Genomic DNA, 17,024 nt, shown 5'->3' with positions numbered 1-17,024 from the left:
GCCAGCTCGTGCGGTAGACGAGTTCGATCTTCAGCGTCGACCAGAAATTCTCCATGAGGGCGTAGTCGTAACTGTCGCCGACGGAGCCCATCGAGGGCAGGATCCCGTTGTCCTGCAAGCGTTCGGAGAAGCGGAACGACGTGTAGTTCGACCCCCTGTCCGAGTGGTGGTGGATCAGTTGGCCGTCGCGGACATCGCGGGACCAGATGCCGTATTCGAGGGCGGCGAGGATCAGGTCGGTGTCGCAGCGGTCGGAGGTCTTCCAGCCAACGATCCGGCGGGAGAACGCGTCGCGGACCGCAGCGAGCCAGAACACGCCCTCACCGCAGGGGATGCGGGTANCCCAGAGCCGGTTCGGCCCGGCCGCGGTGAACTGCCGGTTGACCAGATCCGGCGCAGGCGTGTGCCGTGGATCCTGCTTCGTGGAGCCGCCGCGCCAGCCTCGACGCAGGAACGCCCCCTGCCAGCCCTGCTCCGCCATCAGTCGCTCGACGCGTTTGCGGCCCACCCGGATGCCGTCGCGGCGTAGCTGCCGGTGGACCCGGTCCGCGCCGTAGGTGCGCCCGGAGGTCTCCCAGATCTCGTGGATGTTGGAGATCAGCCCCAGGTCGACCACGTCCCGGGTCGCAGGGCTGCTCGACCTGCTTGACCCACGCGTAGTAGGTCGAAGCGCCGATGCTCAGGACCCGTAGCAGGAGCGCGACCGCGAACTGGTCACGATGTTCATCAATGATCGTCATGACCGTCGCCNGGTCGAGCTCCGCCGCGAAATACGCGCTCGCAGCCTTCAGGATCTCGTTCGCCCGCCGCAGCTCGGTGACCTCGCGGCGCAGCCGGCGGTTCTCCTCGGCCATCTCGCTGGTCGGCCGGTCGTGACGCTCGTCGGCGTCGGCCTCGGCCTGCCGGATCCAATTCCTGAGCGCCTCGTGATGCACGCCGAACTGCTCGGCCAGACGCCGGATGACGGGCTTCGGGTCCGACTCGCGGTACAAGCGCACAGCGCGCTGACGTAGCTCATCGGGGTACTTCTTCGGTGCTGCCACGCACGACTTCCCCCCACGGCCATCAGACCATGGTCAAGAAGCTCCATCAAAGCGGGGGCGGCTCAGAGTGTCAGCTGAGGGGTAGCCAGTCGATGACTTCGACGTACGCGATCAGGTTGTCGACCACATCAAGGACGAGCATGCCCGACCGGTCCGGGCTGAGCCCGACGTTTCGGTGGTCGGGGCCGTAGGCGCCGTCCGGCGGAGGCTGCGTGTAGAAGCTCTGGCAGAAGGCGTCGCGGCAGTCACATCGCTGGAAGATACGGAGGCCGGCGACCTGCCCCGCCAGGTCGTCCTCGTCTGCTTCGCGGAGCGCGCCGGCAAGTTCCGCTGCGAGTCGCGGCCATCGGTCGCTGACCAGTGCGGATCCTTCGTGCGTCATCGCCTGCGACGGTAGTAGGTGAAACCCTTTTCGTCGCCCTCATTCCCGCCGCGCGTGCGCGGGCGCCTGACGTTGTTCACGCTCAGCCGGCCGCCGGCTCGGCGTCCGTTCCCTCGAGGCGCAGCTCGGCTACGAACTCAGAGAAGGTGTTGGCGACCGTTCGCCAGGTGTAAGGCGCGGAGCTGGTCCAAACATCGCTGGCAACGACTCGTGGATCAGTCGAACTCGTTCGGTAGTCGAGCGCAATCGCGNCCATGGGAGTTCGACCGCACCGGTTGCTGTCGGTTCTCGCGCGAATCGGAACAGCTCCGCCGTTTCATCATCCTGGATCAGGCGGTCGAGCGACTGTGACTCCCGCTCCATCTGTTCGATGCTGCCGAGAAAGTCCAACGGATCGTGGAACCAGGGCATGACCCTGGCGACAGCAGGCTCGCCAGGATGGTTCCACCTGCCCTCCAGCAGGAGAACGAGTAGCAGGTGAGGAACAACGAGACCGCGGACCCGACTCGTCGCCGGGCAGTCGTCCTGCATGCTCGTCCCTTCGTGGTCGGCGCGGACTCCTCGTCGTCTCGTCGAGTATCCGCTCATGCCGCGGACCGTGCGTCGCGCAGCGTCACGATCGCTTGGGCCAGGTGCCGTCTGGTCGCGCCGGTGACGGGGCGAAGGGATCGCCGATTGTGCTACGGATTGGCGGTCTGCCGGATGAACGACAAGACCCTTGGCAGGAGGTAACAGAACTCGCCGCCACCCCACGAGTCCACGAGGCCACCGGCTCGTTCCATCGCATCCCAAAGTGGCTCAGTCGAGCGGATGATGTCTTCCGCAGTAGCCGGATCGATGTCGATGGCAGCGCAGACAGCTGCTGTCAGCTCCGCGCGAGTTTCGGTGGGCATGTCCTGCAACGGATCATGAGGCATCTGCGGAAGCTACCTCAGGCGACGTCCACGCTCATGCCGCGACGCGTGCGGCAGGGATAACCAAGGTGACGTCGGCGGCCGAATCGGCGATGGTGATGCGGTGGGGATCGCGGACGATGTGAACGACGACGAGAACTGGGCGGGTGGCTTCTACGAACTCTGCCTGATTCTCGGCGCAGCTGACGATGACAACGTCGACCGGGCCCTACGGTTCCTCTGGCGCGCTGCCGGCGTCCAGGGTTGCCATGTTCGTCGGGCCGACGGGGCCGGATTCGCGGTGGTCGAGCTTGGCGTGGCCGCCATCCATGCGCATGGTCACTTACGCGGGACGCTGACGCTGCCCTCGGGCGCCCGTGTTGTCTGCGGTGGTTTCCTGTCCCGGTACGAGGGCCTGGATACGTTGGAGCTTTACCTGCCGTTGGGCGCGTTGGCCCGGGTCGACCGCCGCATCGGTGGCTACCCCTTCGACGAATCCAGCGGTGTGGAATCGTTGACGTGGCGTAGCGCGCTCGACCGGTGGCTGGCCGACGTCGCGATCGCCGTGTACGCCGAGGTGCCGTTCCACCGCGCACTCATCGGTTTCGAGATCGATGAGGACCGCGACATCAGCGGCGACGAGCGGTATGCCGCGGTCCTTCGTCCCTGCGCCGACGGCTTGGAGTACCGCCCCGCCAACGCCTGAGACGCCACGAGGCATTCGACGCGACGTCGAGGACGCCTGCCCCAGCCGATCTCCGGAACAACGCACGGACACGCCGCTGTCGGCGCGCGAGCGACGAGCATGACACGACCGTGCGTACGCTGCCGTGGTGCGGATCGACTTGGTTGCCCGGGACGTCTTCGGTCGGGTCGCCGGCGACGACGGGCTGGCACTTTCGCCTGCGAGGAGGCGGCATCCCGGGTGCTGGTCAGTGCCGTCGCTGTTCGTCCTGCTCGCGTAGTTGGCTGGCGTGCTCGGAGAAGGGGCCGAGCCCGATGCTGCGGCGGCGCTCGTCGAGGTGTTGTGGGTCCTCGATCGGTTGGGGCTGGAGTGGTCCGGTGCCGTCGGGTCCGTACCAGAACTGGGTGCCGTACCGCTGCGGCCTGCCCTCGGCTCGGTGGACGCGATCGGTCAGGTAGGCCAGGTGGGACGGTTCGGCTTCCCCATCATCTACGGCGTGTGCAAGCAGGCGCAGGCAGCGGCGCTGGAAATCGGGGTCGTGGTCGGCGTGTTGCGCGAGCAGCCAGGCCGCGGTGGCTGCGTCCTTGCCCACGTCGCTGCGTCGGGGCCAACCCTGCCGGTCGATGATCTGCGAAAGCCACGCGGTGTTGTCGAGGTCGACCTCGCTTACGAGGGACCAGAGGTCCGCCCGATGCGCGGCCTCGGAGCGTGTGATTTGGTCCCGATCCATCCGCTCGATCAACTCGGCGGCGAGTTCTCCATGGCGGGTCACAGCTCGCTTTGCGGATCTGCTGCCGCCGCCCGGATCACTTCGCGCAGCGACAAGATCCGGTGGTTGGTCCTGCGGTCGTCCGTCCGTCTCCTGTCCCACTCGGCCTCCCATCGGTGTCCATTAGCGTCGCGGCCGTTCCGACGGGTCGCGTAGCTTCAGCCATTCGTGATGACGTCGACGAACCGACGGAAGGCGAGCCAAGGAATGTCCCAAGTGCCATGAACGGTGAAGGTCATCTGGTCTAAGGGCCTGGAGACGAAGGGATCGGTGTGCGGGTTGGCGTCTGGGACCTCCACCTCGACGTAGGTGGTGCGCAGCGCGTTAGGGTGGGCCTCGTGCAGCTCGTAGCACCAGGCGTTTCGGTCACTGCGGTGAAGGAGTTCACTTGAAACCGCCTGTTGGTATGCCACCACCCGTTGTGAGACAGCGTTATGTCGCCGCTGGTGCCGTGCACTCGGTCAGTGGCCACGATGTCGCCGGATGCTTCGACCAGGTCGATGAGCCGCCGCAGGATCGGCCATGGAGTCACTCCGGGCGCGACCGCGAGCAGGACCTGGTCTTCGGGCATCGGGGTGAACGGGCCAGACTCCGGGGTGGCATCAGGGATGACGATGCTCAGGCAGGCCCCGCGTCCCGGCGCTTCTGTCACCTCGATCAGCTCGTACTGCCAGGCGTCGTCGGATAGGCAGTACCACGAGGTGAGCTGGTAGCGCTTGCCGTCGTGATCCCAGACCTCCACATCCAGCAGGATCCCACGTGAGGACCTACCGTGCCTGCCTCAGGGACGAGCGGCGCCGGGCGGCCAGCGCGCAGACAGCTGCGAGTCGAGGTATCGAGCGAGTGCTGTCGCATATGCGGTTGTAGTCAGGGCGCGTTGCCTCCTCTCGGAGGCTGTTCACCGTCAGCGAGCTAACTGTCGGATTCGGGTGGGTTTACCAGCATCGTCCTCACAAACTGTGAGGGTTCTTTACATGTGCCGAGAGAAGTCCATACAGTTCGGCGACTTCATTACGTGTTCAACGGGGGACTTGTGGTGACTGCTGCCCGACGTCGTGTCGGTTTTCCTTCGGATGATCGTCGGCCGCGTCGACGCTCAGCACTGCTGGCGTTGGGGCTGTTGGCGGGCTTTGTGGTTGCACCGAGCACTTCGGTCATGGCGGCCACCTCGAGGTCCGGGAAGGCGTTGGTGGCGCGGGATGCGGCGGCGGCTTCGCGGTTGGCGGGGCAAACCGGTCAGCGGGTGGAGGTTGCTGCGGGGCGCTCGGAGTTGACGCAGGTTTTCGCCTTGCCGGATGGCGGGTTTGAGCAGGAGTCGGCGGTGGTGCCGCAGCGGGCGCGTCGCGCGGACGGGTCATGGGCGCCGGTGGATCTGTCCTTGGCCCGGGGTGGCGATGGGTTGTGGCGGCCGGTGGTGTCGGTGGCGGACGTGCGTTTTTCGGCGGGCGGTAGTGGGCCGATGGTGACGTTGGTGCGTCAGGGCAAAAGTTTCAGTTTGTCGTGGCAGGGCGGTGCGTTACCGGCGCCGACAATTGTCGAGGACTCGGCGACGTATCCGGGGGTGCTGCCGGATGTGGACCTGGTGGTGCGCGCCACGTGGACGGGGTTTTCCCATGTGCTGGTGGTGAAGACGCCGCAGGCGGCGGCGAATCCGGCGTTGCGTCAGGTGCGCTTCAACGTCGGCGGTGACGCCCAAGCGACGCACGGGGCCGACGGGGAGTTGCGGGCCGTGGCCGGCGGCGAAGTGCTGGCGGAGTCGACGGCGGCGACGATGTGGGACTCGACGCCCAGCTCCGCATCGCGCCCCCAGGCTGCGGGTCGCGTCGCCGCGGCCGCGCCGGAAGCGGGACAGGAGTCGTCGCCGGTCGGTCCAGGGGATGCGGCGGTGACCGCGCCGGTGCGTACGGAGGTGACCAGCGGCGGCGACGTGGTGTTACACCCGGATGAGGCCCTGTTGACCGGCTCGGAGGCGGTGTTCCCGGTGTTCATCGATCCGCCGTGGTCGACGGGTAAGAGCCGGTGGGCGTACGCGACGGATAACAACTCCACGAACTCCGACGTCAGCGTCGCCCGGGTCGGGAAGAACCCGGACAGCGGGGTCCTGTATCGGTCGTTCTTCGACTTCCCGCTGCCACGGGTGGCGAAGAAGCACATCGAGAAGGCGTATGTGCAGGCCACGGTGGACCACACCTGGTCGTGCGATGACACGATCAACTATCTGTGGCATGCGGGGCCGATCTCGTCGACGCCGCGTACGAAGTGGTCGCCGGCGATGAAGACGCCGGTGGAGAACGCCTACTCGCACGCGAACGAGGCCGGCGGCTGCAGCAGCATTCAGCCTGACATGACGGTGAACTTCGAAAGTTCCGCGATCACCAACTTGATCCAGGACCACGCCGATCACTCCGCGCCTTACATCACGATGGCGTTGTGCGCGTGCGCGGCAGGAGGCAGTGGTGAGTCCACCCAGGAGCGTTGGAAGAAGTACCTGCCGAACTCGGTGAAGCTGATCGTGGATTACAGCTCCTATCCGGGGCAGCCATACGGCCTGCAGACCACGGGCGCGGCCTGCACGTCGGGGGTGCGGTCGGTGATCGGTACGTTGACACCCACGTTGTCGGCGGTGTTTCCGGACGCGGACGGCGACCAGGCGTTGACGACGAAGTGGGAGTGGTTGGAGATCCCGATGTCGGGGACCTACAACGACAGCACCCCGCGTAAGCCGGCTCCGGCGGGCGCGTCGGTGCCGGCGGGCGGCCGGTCGACCACGGCTGCGCTGTCAGGTCTGGTGAACGGCAAGTCGTACGCGTTTAGGGCGATGGCCACGGATCCGGCCCCGTACAGCCTGACCAGCGCGTGGTCGGCGTGGTGTGAGTTCAAGACCGACGTGAGCTATCCGGACGTGACCGCGACGGTGACCACGATGCCTGCCGGGCCGGGGGAGAAGGGTGTGTTCACTCTGTCGTCGAACACCTCAACGGTGGTGAAGTTCCGCTACGGCTGGACCTTTCCACCCACCACGGAGATCACCGCGACCGGCACCGGTATCCGCACAGCGACGGTCACCCTGACCACTCTCAAATACGGCGAGAACATTCTGTACGTGTCGGCGATCAACTCCGCGCAGACCGAGGGACAGGGGTCGGTAGCGTTCATCGTGAACCGCCCCGCGCCGCCGACGAACTGGTGGCAGTTGGAAACACGGCCCGGTGTCACCCAGACGCAGGCGTTGACCGACGAGCGGACCGAAGCCACGATCACCACACCGCTGGCGCCGACCGGGGTGACCTGGTCGCCTGGCCTTCGCCTGCCGGGGGCGGCGAGCCCCACGTTCAACGGCTCCTCCTCGGCGCTGAACCACTCGCAAGCGGTGGTGAACACGACCGAGTCGTTCAGTGTGGCCGCCTGGGTGCGGTTGTCCGCGCTGCCCACCGGGGAGGACTTCGTCGCGGTCAGCCAGGACGGCACGAGCGCCGCCGGGTTCCAACTCGGTGCGCGTATCGAGGGCGCCTCGCCTGCTCCGCGGTGGGCGTTCGTCATGAAGGACACCGCCGACCAGGCCAGCACCACTCGTTCCGCGGCGTCCCTCACCGCTTTGACCTCGGCTGACCTGGGGCGGTGGACGCACATCGCCGGCGTGTACGACCGTCCGACAGGCAAGATGCAGCTCTACGTGAACGGCACCCTCGCCGATACCGCTGACCGGGCGGCTGCGCCGTGGCCGGCGACCGGAGTGTTCTCGATCGGCCGAGGCTTCAACGGCGGCCCCAAGAAGTGGTTCGCCGGTGCGATCGCCGACGTGCAGGCCTACGACCGGGTGCTGGTGCCGCAGGACTTCACCGGCGGCCTCGCCACGGACGCCTACCCGTTCAACGAGCCCGGCATGATGAGTGCCCCGCTGACCTCGGCCTGGAGCTTCAAAGACGCGTTGCCCTGCTACGAGGCCAGTTCCGACCCGTCCTCGTCGGTCTGTCGAGTGAAGGAGACGGGCAATTTCAAGCGGCGCATGGCCCTGACAGCCGGCAGCGGGATCGGATATGGCCAGCGCAACAACGCCCTACTGCTGGACGGAACCCACTTCGTCGAAGAGCCGACCGACCCGCATTACAACCAGGTGACCCAGGAGTACGGGCGCTCGCAGAACAATCTCGGCGACGACATCACCGCGAACTGGAGTGACGGGGCGGTGGTGCGTACCGACGCGTCGTTCACGGTGTCGGCATGGGCGCGGGTGGACGCGGCGACGGGTCGTCAGACGATCCTGTCGCAGGACCATTCCTCCGGGTACAGCGGCTTCGACCTGCAGTTCCGCGACACATCCGGCGGCGAGTGGGCCTTCACCGTCCGCGCGGGCGCGACGAACACCACCGCCATCACCACCGCCGCCGCGACCGCCGTCGACCCAACGGAGTGGCATCAGCTGACCGGCGTCCTCGACGCCGAACGCCGCCAGATCCGCCTCTACGTCGACGGGGAGCTGAAGGCGACCACGACGATGGTCTCGGCGTGGCAGCGGTGGAACGCCACCGGCCCGTTCGTGGTCGGCCGCTCGGACCAGCCTGCCGGATTCACCGACTGGCTGACCGGCGGTGTCGACGACATCCTCGCCTACCAGGGCGCGCTCACCGACGGCGGCGTGCGTGACCTCTACGACACGCAGAACAACCAGACGGGCGAGGAGTGACCATGCCCGGCCACATCTCCGCTTACCCCCACGACCAGAAGCCGGCACCGCGCCGGAGGAACGCCCTAGATCGGATGCTCACGGTGCCGACCCTGACTCGCCCCCGCCGGGGCCACCTCCTGTCCCCGATGCGTCGGCTGATCGCGATGACGGTCACCGCGGTCCTCGGTGCCGGCGTCCTCGCCGTCCCCCCGGCACAGGCCAAGCCCCGCCCGTCGCTGCCGAGCGTGCGGCCGGAGAAGCTCGACTCCATCGGCGGGCCCGCGAAGCAGAAAGCCCTACCGACCAAGGCGGCCAAGACCGCCGACTGGGACAACCCGGTGTGGCCGGCTCCAGGACGTGCCCGGGCCGTTCTGCCGACGGCCACCGCCCGCGCCACCACCGCCGCGGCGGTACGCGCCGGGAGCCTGCCGGTGCGGGTCACCCGTGCCGCGACGCCGTCCGGCCGCACGATCACCGGCGTTGACGTCGAGGTTCACGACCGCGGCAAGAGCCCCAGCACATGGCGTAACGGTCTGCTGCTGACCCTGCGCCCCGAAGGCGCCGCCGGGCCAGCGGACGTGGATGTCACGGTTGACTACAAGCCGTTTCGTCATGCCTACGGCGGTGACTGGTCGTCGCGGCTAAAGCTATGGACTCTCCCGTCCTGTGCCCTGACGACTCCGGCCGTATCTGGGTGCCGGGCCGCACCGGTGAAGTCGGTCAACTCCGTCGCGGACGGCACCGTGAGCGCGCGGGTCGCCGCGGCGCCGGCCGGGACCGTGATGGTCCTCGCCGCCGGAGCCGCTGGCGTGCAGGGCGACTACTCCGCCACACCCCTCGCTGCGTCGTCCACCTGGTCGGCCGGCGGATCGACCGGCAACTTCACCTGGTCCTACGACATGCGCGTGCCACCGGCAGCAGTGTTGAGCCCGAAGGTGTCGCTGGCCTACTCCTCTGGCACCGTTGACGGGCGTTCCAGCGCCGAGAACAGTCAACCGTCGTGGGTGGGTGAGGGCTTCGACTACTCACCTGGGTTCATCGAACGCAGCTACGTGCCGTGCAGCGAGGACATGGCTGGTTCGGCCAACAACTCGGTGAAGACCGGTGACCTGTGCTGGCGGTCCTACAACGCGACCATGTCCCTCAACGGCGGCGGCAGCGAACTGGTCTTCGAGACCGGTAAAGGCTGGCACTCCCGCGACGAGGACGGCGCGAAAATCGAGAAACTGCCCGGGGCGAGCAACGGCGCCAACGGCGGCGAGCACTGGAAGGTCACCACCACCGACGGCACCCAGTACTTCTTCGGCCTGAACAACCCACCCGGTCAGAGCACCGCCACGAACTCCACCTGGACCGTCCCGGTCGCCGGCAACCACACCAACGAACCCTGCAACGCCGGCACCTTCGCCGCATCGTTCTGCGACCAGGCCTGGCGGTGGAACCTCGACTACGTCATCGACCCCCGCGGCAATACCATGTCCTACTGGTACAGCCCGGAGACGAATCGGTACGGCAAGAACCTCAAGGCCACCGACAAGGCCGTCTACACCCGCGGCGGCACCCTGAGCCGCATCGACTACGGCACCTGGGACCGCTCAGGTAGCCGCTCCATTACCCCCACCGGGCAGGTCACGTTCACCGCCCTGGACCGCTGCGAGTCGAACTGCACCAACCACAGCCCCGGCGTCAGCTGGAAAGACGTCCCCTGGGACCAGGAATGCACCTCCACCGCAGCCGACTGCGGAACCAACAACGCCCCGACGTTTTGGTCGACCAAGCGGCTGGCGAAGGTGAACACCCGGGTGTGGGACACCACCAAGACCACCCCCGCCTGGCAGGACGTCGACTCCTGGACGTTCACCCACACCTATCCGCCGGTGGGTGATGGCAGCGACTACGCCGGCATGTGGCTGGCCTCGATCGTGCACACCGGCCTGGTCAAGAACACCACCGCCACCGGTTCCACCGCCACCGTTCCCGACAACCTAGACCCGGTCGCCTTGCCGCCGGTGACGTTCGAACCCACGTCCCTGCAGAACCGGGTCCTCGCCTCCCACAACACCACGAACAACCGCAACCGCATCGGCAACATCATCACCGAAACCGGATCCAAGATCCAGGTCACCTACAAGCTGCCCGAGTGCACCTCCAGCAACCTGCCGAGCGCCCCGGAGACCAATACCAAACTCTGCTACCCCGTCATCGGCCCCGATCCCTACAGCCCGGGCGGACCCGACATCACCGAGTGGTGGCACAAGTACGTCGTCCGACAGGTGTCCCAGTCCGACATCCCCGCGAACGTCGACAACGTCGACTACCAGGCCCCGGTGCAGAACACCTTTTACGACTACCTCAACGACCCGGCCTGGCATTACGCCGACGACGACGGACTCATCAAACCCAAACGCAAGACGTGGAGCCAGTTCCGCGGCTACCGCACCGTCGAAACCCGCACCGGTGACGCACCTCGGCAGACTCTGACGCGCACCACCTATCTGCAGGGCATGCACGGCGACCGCGTCAACGCCTCTGGCGGCAGCCGTAACGTCACCATCGGCGCGTCGCTGGGATCGGAGACCGTCTACGACGAGGACCAGTTCGCCGGCATGATCCGCGAGAAGGTGGTCTACAACGGCACTACCAGCAAACCGGTCAGCAAAACCGTCAACGTGCCCTGGCGCTCCGCAGAAACCGCGTCGCGCACCATCAACGGCGACACCGTCACCGCCCGCTTCGTCAACACCAAGACCACCTACCAGGGCACGGCACTCGGCGTCGACGGCCAAGGCGGGTGGCGCACCACCCGCACCCAGTCGACGTTTGACGACACCTACGGCACCCTCGACCGGATCCAGGACGACGGTCAGTGGCCCACGACCGGTGACGAGAAGTGCACCACGCTGACCTACAACCGCAACACCGGCGCGAACATCACCGGCACGGTCAAGCAGACCACCACCACAGCCCTGACCTGCGGCACCGCTCCAACCAGCACCGCGGACGTCATCTCCGACACCCGCAACACCTACGACGGTGCCGCCAGCCCGAACGATCAGCCGATCTACGGCGCGGTCACCAGAGTCGAGAGGCTCAAGAGCTGGTCCTCGTCAGCCGGCACCACCTGGCAAACGACCGCGCAGAGCACCTACGACGCTTTCGGGCGGATCGCCACCGCCACCGACGCGCGTGGCAACACCACCACAACCACGTACACGCCCGCCACCGGGCCGGTCGCATCGATCAACACGCTGAGCCCGGACCCCAACGGCGGCACCGCATGGAGCACCACCGTCACCAACGCCCCCTACTGGGGCACCCCGGTCAAGACGACTGATCCCAACAGCCGGGTGAAGGACAGCACCTACGATCCGCTGGGCCGGGTCGCGAAGGTCTGGGCCGTCGGCTGGGACCGCAAGAACCGCGAGTCAACCCCCTCAGTCGGTTACACGTATTACTACGCGCCGAACCGCGACGCCTACCCCTGGGTGCAAACCAGAACCGTGAACGCCGGCGGCGGCTACCTGACCACCTACCAGATCTTCGACGCGCTGCTGCGGCCCCGACAAACCCAATCCACCGGCGCCAACGGCGACCGCGTCATCACCGACACCATCTACGACAAGTCCGGACGGGTCGACGCCACCTACGGCGCCCACGGCAAGATCGGCGCACCATCAGGAACGCTCTGGGGCCAGCCCGAGTGGTCGGTGCCGACGGTGAACCGCACCGTGTACGACGACGCCTCACGTCCCACCGCCGCCATTCTGCTCGGCACCGACGGGGTCATCAACCAGGTCGAGAAGTGGCGCACCACCACCACCTACCTCGGCGACCGCACCAGCGTCACTCCACCCCGAGGCGGCACCCCGACCGCCACCGTCACCGACGCCCAAGGGCGCACCGCCGAACTGCGGCAGTACACCACGAGCCAGGGCGTCGCCGGCGCTTACCAGAGCACCAGCTACACCTACAACCGCAAGGGCCAACTCACCGCCGTCACCGACCCTGACGAGAACGAGTGGACCTACACCTTCGACGTCAAGGGCCGTCAAATCTCGGCCAAGGACCCCGACAAGGGCACCACCACCAGCACCTACACCGACACCGACGACCTTGCCACCACCACCGATGCCCGCGGTGAGGTCCTCGCCTACCAGTACGACAACCTTGGCCGCAAGATCGGCCTCTACGACGACACCATCTCCACGACCACCAAACGAGCAAGCTGGAAGTACGACAAGACCGACATCGTGTTCGGCGGCGAAGCCGTCCGCGGGCAGCTCACCGAAACCACCCGCTTCGACCCACCAGGCTCCACCAACGCCTACAAAATCCGGTACCTCGCTTGGACCAAGCGCTACAAACCCGGTGCAGTCCACTACGTCATCCCTGCAACCGAAACCGGCCTGAACACCACCTGGGAATTCGGCTACGGCTACCGGGAACACGACGGCTCACCCGAAAGCGTCACCATGCCCGCCGCCGGTGACCTCACCGGCGACGAAACCATCACCACCGGCTACAACTCCACCTCGGGCCTGCCCGTCACCCTCACCACCGGATCCGCCTACGGCAACAGCTACGTCATCGGACAGCAGTACACCGCCTACGGCGAACCCACCCTGCTCACCCGCAAGAGCAGCGCCGGCAACTACGTCGAAGAGACCAACACCTACGACCTGACCACCCGGCGACTGCACAACACGTACGTCAAGCCCGAAACGGCCGCCGGCAAGGTTTCCAATCGCACCTACGGCTACGACGACGCCGGCAACATCACTTCGATCGCCGACCAACCGGAGGTCGGTCCGGCCGACACCCAGTGCTTCCAGCAGGACCCTCTCGGCCGACTCACCAGCGCGTGGACCCCGAAGGTCGGTGTCGACTGCCAGACCGCACCCACGACCGCCGACCTCGGCGGTCCCGCCCCCTACTGGCACGACTGGACCTTCGACAAGGTCGGCAACAGGCTCACCGAAATCGCCCACACCAGCGCCGGCGACACCAAACGCACCTACACCGTCCCCACGGGCGGACAGAACGTCGTGCGCCCCCACGCCGCCACCGCCGTCACCACCGAAGCCCCCGGACAGCCAGCCGTTACCAACGCCTACGCCTACGACAACACCGGCAACACCACCTGCCGGCCAACCAGCGCCGCCGCCAACACCTGCCCCCCAGGCAACGCATCACAGAACCTGTCCTGGGACCCGGAAGGCCACCTCACCAGCATCTCCGGTGACGCCCCCAGCGCAGGCAGCAACATCTACGACGCTGACGGCAACCGATTGCTGCGCCGCGACGCCACCGGCACCACTCTCTACCTGCCCGGCATGGACATCCGCTGGAATGGCACCAGCCGCAACACCACCCGCTACTACACCTTCGGCGGCCGGCTCATCGCCTCCCGCACCGCCACCGCCCTCACCTGGCTCATCACCGACCACCAAGGCACCCAACACACCACCATCAGCAACTCCGGCGCCCAAACCGTCACCCGCCGCTACCAAACCCCCTACGGCAACCCCCGCGGATCACAAATCCCCTGGGCCAATCCCAAGGGCTTCGTCGGCGGCGACAACGGCCCCAGCGGACTCACCCACCTCGGTGCCCGCGAATACGACCCCGGACTAGGTCGATTTATTAGCGTCGACCCGCTGCAGGAATTGACGAACCCCCAGCAGTGGCACGGCTACAGCTATGCCAGCAATAATCCCGTCACCCGAAGTGACCCAAGTGGCCTAATCGAGGAAGACTGCGCCATCTTCGACTGCTACGGCTATGACGTTGGAAAGGGGGACTGTCCAGGAGGATGCGGCTCAACCGAGAACCAGAAGTACGGAGAATCCCGGCATCTAACTGGCAGTGCACCCCAGCGGCCACACAGCAACCCTCGGTCGCCAGCCAGAAACGTCAAGGTCCCCGCCTACGTCGACATTGACAAGTTTACCAAGGCCTGGAACAACCAGCGTGGAGCCCACTTCGCCGCGAGTAGTGGAGGCGGGCAACTGCCGCCGGAATTTATGCTGCAGGCCGAAGTTGAGCTCGCTTTGCTTGTATGTGATGAGATCGGCCGATCAGAGTGCGGGGATTGGTACAATCAGCTATTCGATGTGCGAGCCGACTCCGTATGCGCACAGGTTTGCGGACTGGATGACATAGCAGGCATGCCCGGAGCGATCGGCCTTCGACCGAGTGTCAAGGCAGCGGTGGGTGGCGGATCTGGTGGATCACCGGCGCTTGGGGGACGCCGAAGCGCCTCCGGTGGCGCCTGCAGCTTCTCGGGCGACACAGAGGTCCTGCTCGCGGACGGCACCACGAAGAAGATGGAGGATCTGCGGGTCGGGGACGTAGTTGCCGCAGCGGACCCCCGAACGGGTGTCAAGAGCGCTGAAAAGATCACTAATCTTTGGCTCCACTCCGACGAGCTGCGCGTACTGCTCGTCAACGATGGGCAGCTCATCACTACTGACAACCATCCTTACTGGAATTCGAGCGACAAGGAATGGCAGCCAGCCGGCCGTCTCCAAGCAGGCGACAAACTTCTCAGCTTCAGCGGCGCCCATGCGGAGGTCAAGGGGCTTACCGGCCCAGTAGGCATCAGAGCCGCCTACAACCTTACCGTCGCTAACCTCCACACGTACTATGTGCTCGCGGGTAGCACGCCGGTGCTGGTCCACAACGCCGGCTGTGGCCCGGACTTGGGCGAGTCCTGGAAGCCGAAGCCTGCATCACAGGTTTGCGGAACGGGCGGTTGCGAAAAGGTTGCTGACGGTATTCAGTCGATCATTGGTGGTGACATTATGCGAATCACTGATAGGTATGGCGCGCCGCAGCTTGGCAAGTTTCGTGGTGTCGACAGTGGGTGGAATTATCATGATGTCGTCGTCAAAGACGGGCGAGTTTTCGATGCGACGACCGGTAGGCGGGGCGAACCGATCGATCAATATCGAGCGAATTTCGAGTATGGTGACGATCTTGTTTTCAGTCCGGCTCCAAGGTAGCAGGTGACGACATGAGTCTCCGGGACAGGCTATCTGAAGTGCGCAGGCGCCCCCACTTGTACGGCTTGACGACATTCGGCGAGGTGGCTGCATTTGTGACCGGAATGGACGCTGCGACCGAATGGAAATTCCTCAAAGGGTTCCGTGAGTGGCTGGCTTATAAGTCGGATCTTGGTGCAAATCTCGCCTGGCAGGTTCTAGTAATTAGGATCGCTTATCCATCTGAGGAAAATGCCTTCTGGGTCGCGGCGTCGCACGATGAAAGCGGCGAAGCGGTTGCAGTTCTCTTTGAAGAGCTCGATTCTTTCTTGGCAAGTCGAGAGACGGCAGAAGCGGAATAACCTGAGTAAGGTTGGGATTGGAGATTACGGCGAGCCCCTCCCGCCCCCGGGGAGTATGTGGATCTAACGGCACCCCTCTGTGTCGGGTTTTGGCAGCAGAGGGGTGCTGCGTTTGTGATCATGGTGCTGTAGACGGCACAGGTCGAATGTCCGGCGGTCCAGACCGCCACGGCCGGCCGGCCACCGGTCTGTTCCCAGGAGTGCACGAGGGCGGTCCAGACCCTGGCGCGGCGTTGCTGGTAGCCGGTGATCTCGATGTGTCGAGCCCGGTTGCGGTCGAGGATTCCTTCCTTGACGGCGAGGTTGAGGGCGGCGCGCAAGGTGGTGCGCAGGTGGTGCATCACCGAGGCGGACTGTGCCCTGCGCGCCGCCGAGGTCGGTGACGGTCATGCCGCCGCTGGCGGCCCGGACGGTGTCGCAGGCGGCCTAGAGATCGTTACGCTGGCGGCGTGAGCTATGACCTGTACTTCTGGCTGTCCGGGGCAGTGGAGGACCCTCGTCGGCTGGTTGATCGGCTCGCGGACGAGGAGATTGACGGTCTCATTGCCGATGAGCGGGTCTTGGCTTTTCGCGCCGAGTTGCTGCGCCGCTGGCCCGACCTCGCCGACATGATCGCGCCATGGCACCACGATCTGGCACGTCGGCAACCCTGGGACCGTACTGATCTCGCCGCTCGATTCGTCGGCGTGACCCTGCCCCATGGCTGGCAAGGCATCAGCGCGCTGCCTGTGCTGGCCGGCGCGCACGGTCTCGACTCGTACGACCCGCAATCAGAGCGGCTGGTGCGGCCTGGGTCGTCGCTACAGGGCAGGAAAGTTCGCGACGACGTGGCGCAGGTCGACGGGTGGGCAGCCGAGGAACACGTCGTGCGGCTGCTGCCACAGATTAGCGCCCACATCGGCTACTCGTATGACGATTTGGATGAGGCCGCATTGACCGGCGCGCTCGATGAGACGAACGACGAAGCGATCGACGGTTGGTTCGAGTACCCACTGGCAGGCGCGCCCATGTTGGTGGTTCGACTGGCGCAGGCACCGGGTAGCGCCGTGGTCAGTGTTCGCGTCGAGGGCGACATGGACCTGGTACTGGCCACGCGGATTGCGACGGTGCTGGACCTGCTGTAGCGATTCGTAGAGCAAGCCGTACGTGTCCGTACGGCAAGCCATCTCAGATGTCACCTATCGGTGCTGAGGTTCCCCCGGTAGCTCGGAGGCTTTCGATCATGCTCTGATGGAGCTGAA

8 protein-coding genes and 1 pseudogene are annotated in these 17,024 nt (G+C 65.9%); 5 read left to right on the top strand and 4 right to left on the bottom strand.

Features of this window, described 5'->3' with window-relative positions:
- From B1205_RS31475 to B1205_RS13810, 3 genes and pseudogenes are all read right to left on the bottom strand, one after another.
- The coding region (locus B1205_RS31475; RefSeq protein ID WP_140158049.1) for an IS3 family transposase at positions 1 to 616 on the bottom strand (616 nt) is incomplete at its 3' end.
- 262 nt (positions 617 to 878) lie between these two features.
- Positions 879 to 998, bottom strand: a pseudogene (locus B1205_RS32930) (transposase); the annotation flags it as partial.
- Positions 999 to 1,113: 115 nt separating this feature from the next.
- Positions 1,114 to 1,425: a hypothetical protein gene (locus B1205_RS13810; RefSeq protein ID WP_089155998.1), complete on the bottom strand. Its 312-nt coding sequence runs from the start codon at positions 1,423 to 1,425 to the stop codon at positions 1,114 to 1,116.
- Positions 1,426 to 2,442: 1,017 nt separating this feature from the next.
- Here B1205_RS13810 and B1205_RS13800 point away from each other — a divergent pair.
- Positions 2,443 to 3,024, top strand: coding sequence for a hypothetical protein (locus B1205_RS13800; protein WP_089155996.1), 582 nt, complete (start codon positions 2,443 to 2,445; stop codon positions 3,022 to 3,024).
- A gap of 226 nt (positions 3,025 to 3,250) precedes the next feature.
- Here the strand turns inward: B1205_RS13800 and B1205_RS13795 are convergent, their stop codons facing one another.
- Positions 3,251 to 3,874 (bottom strand): DUF6624 domain-containing protein, encoded by a 624-nt coding sequence (locus B1205_RS13795; protein WP_254909930.1) that lies wholly within the window; start codon positions 3,872 to 3,874, stop codon positions 3,251 to 3,253.
- Positions 3,875 to 4,961: 1,087 nt separating this feature from the next.
- On the opposite strand from B1205_RS13795, the gene B1205_RS13785 reads away from it, so the two are divergent.
- The 4 genes from B1205_RS13785 to B1205_RS13770 all read left to right on the top strand — a co-directional run bounded on the left by B1205_RS13785 (position 4,962) and on the right by B1205_RS13770 (position 16,907).
- Positions 4,962 to 8,456, top strand: coding sequence for a LamG domain-containing protein (locus B1205_RS13785; protein ID WP_176308591.1), 3,495 nt, complete (start codon positions 4,962 to 4,964; stop codon positions 8,454 to 8,456).
- A gap of 128 nt (positions 8,457 to 8,584) precedes the next feature.
- Positions 8,585 to 15,442: an RHS repeat-associated core domain-containing protein gene (locus tag B1205_RS13780; RefSeq protein WP_176308590.1), complete on the top strand. Its 6,858-nt coding sequence runs from the start codon at positions 8,585 to 8,587 to the stop codon at positions 15,440 to 15,442.
- 11 nt (positions 15,443 to 15,453) lie between these two features.
- Complete coding sequence (locus tag B1205_RS29100; RefSeq protein WP_140158039.1) at positions 15,454 to 15,783, top strand: hypothetical protein; 330 nt, start codon at positions 15,454 to 15,456, stop codon at positions 15,781 to 15,783.
- Between the two features lie 449 nt (positions 15,784 to 16,232).
- Positions 16,233 to 16,907, top strand: a complete 675-nt coding sequence (locus B1205_RS13770) for a hypothetical protein (RefSeq protein WP_089155992.1) — start codon at positions 16,233 to 16,235, stop codon at positions 16,905 to 16,907.
- Positions 16,908 to 17,024: the final 117 nt, after the last annotated feature.

It is taken from the genome of Micromonospora sp. NBS 11-29 (genome assembly GCF_002140155.1).
Taxonomy (GTDB): domain Bacteria; phylum Actinomycetota; class Actinomycetes; order Mycobacteriales; family Micromonosporaceae; genus Micromonospora.
Note: the sequence above shows the minus strand (reverse complement) of the source record. Positions and strands in the feature narration are given on the sequence as shown.

Excerpts from the sequence above, each read along its gene's own strand:
- B1205_RS13780 (WP_176308590.1), top strand. The coding sequence starts at position 8,585 with ATGCGTCGGCTGATCGCGATGACGGTCACCGCGGTCCTCGGTGCCGGC.
- B1205_RS29100 (WP_140158039.1), top strand. The coding sequence starts at position 15,454 with ATGAGTCTCCGGGACAGGCTATCTGAAGTGCGCAGGCGCCCCCACTTG.
- B1205_RS13810 (WP_089155998.1), bottom strand. The coding sequence starts at position 1,425 with ATGACGCACGAAGGATCCGCACTGGTCAGCGACCGATGGCCGCGACTC.